A 2,790-nucleotide genomic window follows, 5' to 3' on the forward strand; every position below is an offset into this window, starting at 1 on the left:
AATCTTATTGGAACAGACCAGGTGGCAAATTCGGACTCCTGATCGGATTGGGATTGCTGGTGGCCATCGGGTATTATGTAATCCCCATCCTCACCGCCGTTGTCTGGAACACACTCAACTTCGGTATCGCACTGGTATGTCTTGGCGTATTCCTGTACTGTGTTACACACCGTAAACTCCGTCTTAGCCTGTTTTACCTGTACGAGTGGCTCATGAAAAAACTCGTAGGAATGGTGATTGAACTCGACCCTTTCCTCATTGCAGAAGATTACATCGGCGATATGGAAGAACAGCGCGAAAAGCTGTATGCCCAATCGGTTGAGGTAGACGCGCAGAAAGAAAAAATCGATCTTAAAATCGGTGAAAAGGAAAAGGAAATGACGCAGCTCCTGACCCGCGCCAAAGCTGCCCAAAACAACAATATGTTGCCGGAACTGGGTAACGCTACCAGGCAGATTGCCCGTGTGAAAGAATACATCGCACAGCTCACCCCTATACGTGATAACCTTGCCCGCATTGGTGATTACCTTACCAAGGTGCACAAAAACAGCGGTTACATGATTGAAGATGCCCGCAATGAACTGGAATTGAAAAAAGACCTGTACAAGTCTGTCACCTCCGGTAACAAAGCATTGTCATCTGCACTCAAAATTTTCAACGGAGATCCGGAGAAAAAACTGATGGTGGAACAGTCCATGGAATTCCTGAAAGAGGATATTGCTACTAAACTGGCCAGCATGAAAAAAGCCATCAACTATTCTACAGACTTCATGCGCTCTATAGACCTGGATAATGCCACCTATGAGCTGCAGGGCCTGAAAATGCTGGAATCTTATGACCCCGATAAAACATATAAACTGGATATACAGAAGTGGGAACCTTCCCGCGAACCCCAACAACCGGGTACTGTACGTACTGATAACTACAACGATCTGTTAAGCTAACAATAACCTCTAATTAACAAGTAAATATTACAACTATGGCTGTGAAAGTAAAACCCGGTGGAAAGGTTTTTGGCATCGTACTGCTGTTAGGTGCCATCTATGCAGGAAAAATTTTATGGTGGGATAAACGTCCTCAGCAAGCTAAAGCAGCTACTGAAATCGGGAAAGTAGCTTTGCCGGATGCGGCAGAAGCCTCTCTGGGAGGGAATGCTGTGAAACTGCCTTTGCCGGAAAGTACAGAAGCATTAAATGGCGGCACCAAAATATCCTGGCGTGTAATGGCGTGGAACTCACAGTTTGCGCTGATGTATGCCAACGGTGGCGTAAATACGACCAAAGGTTCATTGATAGATAAAGCAAAACTGCAACTGCAACTGGTACGCCAGGATGATTGTAATAAATCACTGGCAGACATGGTGAAGTTTGCACAGGACTATAAAAAGAATCCTAACACCACAGGTATCTTTGCTTCCTTCATGGGAGACGGTATGCCGGCTTTCTTTGCCGCACTGGCAAAGGAACTGGAGCCATTGGGTGCTGATTACCAGCCTATCGCTTTCTATACCATGGGTAAAAGCTATGGTGAAGATAAACTGATGGGACCTGTAGAATGGAAAAGAGATCCAAAGAGTGCCATTGGTAAAACTGTTGCCGGTGTACTGCGTGATGGTGATATTAACATCATGCTGAAATGGGCGGGTGATAACAACATTCCTGTAAACCCGGACGAAACTTCCTATGACCGCAATGCGATCAATATCATTGCCGCCAACGACTTCCTGGATGCCGGTGCTAAATACATCGCCGGTTACAAGGAAACCCGTAAACTGGTAATTGATGGTAAGAAAACCAGCAAAGACACCACCGTTGGTGTAGACGGTGTGGCTACCTGGACACCTGGTGACGTGAACATCGCACAGAAAAAAGGTGGTCTGGTGAACATTGCATCTACCAAAGAATACTCTTCACAGATGCCTAACATCACCATTACCATCAAGAAGTTTGCTTACGACCACCGTACAGATATGGAAAACCTGATCATTGCATTGGCGCAAGCCGGCGACCAGGTTCGTTCTTACAACGAAGCAAAAGCTTTTGCCGGTGACGTATCTGCCAAAGTGTACAACGAGCAGAATGGTGCTTACTGGCTGAAATACTACAATGGGGTAGAAGAAAAAGATGCGCAGGGCCTGAATATTCCTTTGGGAGGATCCATGGTATTTAACCTCACCGATGCTGCCAACACCTTCGGTATGGGGAAAGATGCTATTGACCGCTACAAAATAGTGTACACTACTTTCGGTGAAATCCTGACCAGGATGTACCCTGAAATTATGCCTACTTATCCGGTATACACACAGGTAGTAGATAAGTCTTTCCTCGCCTCTGTGGTGGCTAATCACCCTGAGTTACTGGAAGGTGCTGCTATCAAGGAAAAATATGCGGAAAGCATCACTTCAGAAGTATCTTCCAAATCATACCAGATACAGTTTGAAACCGGTAGCGCAGTTATCAAAGCTGGTTCAACTGCCGTACTGGATGAAATACTGAAGAGCGCTGTAGTAGCGGAAGGTTTGAAAGTGGGCGTGTATGGTCATACTGATAACGTAGGTAATTCAGCCGCCAACGAAAAATTATCCAACGAACGTGCCGAAGCGGTGAAAAATTACCTGCTGGGTAAAGGATTACCAGAAGCACGTATCGAATCAAAAGGTTATGGTGATACCAAACCTATCGCAGATAATACCACCAATGATGGTCGCGCGAAAAACCGCCGCGTACAGATCGTATTAGGTCAATAATGCGAATTTTTGTCTTTACCCAGGATTATACTGATTATACTGAT

Annotated in this window: 2 protein-coding genes; both read left to right on the forward strand. The window is 45.5% G+C overall.

Translation table 11 applies throughout. The features are described 5' to 3' along the window. A partial coding sequence (locus tag VIP81_RS29900; protein ID WP_331970474.1) for a hypothetical protein occupies window positions 1-944 on the forward strand: 944 nt, incomplete at its 5' end. Window positions 945-979: 35 nt separating this feature from the next. Further along, the gene (locus VIP81_RS29905) at window positions 980-2,746 is read left to right on the forward strand and encodes an OmpA family protein (RefSeq protein WP_331970477.1); all 1,767 of its coding nucleotides are present in this window, start codon (window positions 980-982) and stop codon (window positions 2,744-2,746) included. Window positions 2,747-2,790 lie beyond the last annotated feature (44 nt).

Source organism: Chitinophaga sp. (assembly GCF_036566945.1).
Taxonomy (GTDB): Bacteria; Bacteroidota; Bacteroidia; order Chitinophagales; family Chitinophagaceae; genus Chitinophaga.

Coding starts and splice junctions, on each gene's coding strand:
- VIP81_RS29905 (WP_331970477.1), top strand. CDS start 980: ATGGCTGTGAAAGTAAAACCCGGTGGAAAGGTTTTTGGCATCGTACTG.